Below are 1,454 nucleotides of genomic sequence, written 5' to 3' on the forward strand. Positions count from 1 at the left end.
TACCTACGCGCTCTACTGCTAATAACTGTCTCCATATCTCACACAATGCTATTTCTAGTTCATTACGCGGTGCTACATACTCCACCTCTAAAGACAGTGCAACATCCGCTAAAGCGCGATAATCCACTTTGCCACTGGCCGTTAACGGCAGCACCTCTAATATCTCTATCCAACTCGGTATTAAATAATCCGGTAACTGTGCCGACAATGACTGATGTAAATCCATCTTATACTGCGCTTCATCTTCTAGTGCTTTAACTGGCACAACATACGCCACTAATTGTCCACCGCCTTGCGTCAGCGTTTGCACTTTAACCGCTGCCGCATGCACTTGTGACAACTTCATTAAAACCGACTCAACTTCCCCTCGCTCAACTCGGACACCATTGAGTTTCTCTTGATTGTCTAAACGTCCTAAATACTCCAATTCACCCGAACTATTCCACCGCACTCTATCTCCACTACGATACATCATGCCCGAACCATACGGATTATCGATAAATGCCTGTGCACTAGCTGTGGGGTTATTATGATAACCCAACGCCAAACCATCTCCGCCTATGTACAATTCACCCACCGCACCTGGCGGCAACAGCCTTTGCTGTTCATCTAACACATACACCTGACTGTTCCATAGGGGACTGCCAATCGGTACTTTATGACGCTCACTTCCTACCCAATTATTGAGGCTTTTATAAGTGACATCTGCCCCAACCTCAGATGAGCCATACAGATTTAACAACTCACAATTCGGCCACTGAGCTTTAAACGCCGAGACTAAGTTCCATCCCAACATTTCTCCACTGCACACCAGCAAGCGCAATGAACTTAAGTTAACTCCCGCCTTTAACAAATTCTGTAATAATGACGGCACTAAAGTCAGACGCGTAACCTGTGCTTTTTGCATCACCTGACTTAATACCTCTGGCTCATAAGCATCCTGCTCTGATAACACCATCAGTTTTATCCCCGCACATAGCGGTTGGAATGTCTCTGCAATATGATCCACAAAGTGTACCGACGTTTTTTGAATACAGACTTCATCTGCTGCATACGGATAACGATTAAGCATCCACTCTAGGCGATTAACGATGTTGTGATGCGCTAACATAACCCCTTTAGGTACTCCTGTTGACCCTGAGGTATAAATCAATACTGCCGCATCAGTACTTGCTACTTGTATCTGCAAAGGTGTCGTAGGTTGAGTTGTCATACCCTTATTCAGCTCGTGTTGTGTCACTGAACTCATATCACTGAATAACGATGACGCAACGCCTTCATGAATAACAAAATGCGCATCACTGCTTTGCAGTAGCTGGGCTAGGCGAGCCTCTGGCTGTGTCGGCGATAACGCTAGGTATACCGCACCCACTTTCCAAATAGCCAGCTGATTAACTATCAACTCTTTGCCTCTTGCTTGGCACAAGGCCACCACATTCCCAGCTTTTACCCCC

General features: G+C 45.9%; 1 protein-coding gene. It reads right to left on the reverse strand.

Annotated features, from left to right (window positions below):
- On the reverse strand, positions 1 to 1,454 hold a 1,454-nt coding region (locus SANK73390_RS17115; RefSeq protein WP_462767620.1), incomplete at both ends, for an amino acid adenylation domain-containing protein.

The sequence above is a fragment of the Pseudoalteromonas sp. SANK 73390 genome (assembly GCF_054966645.1).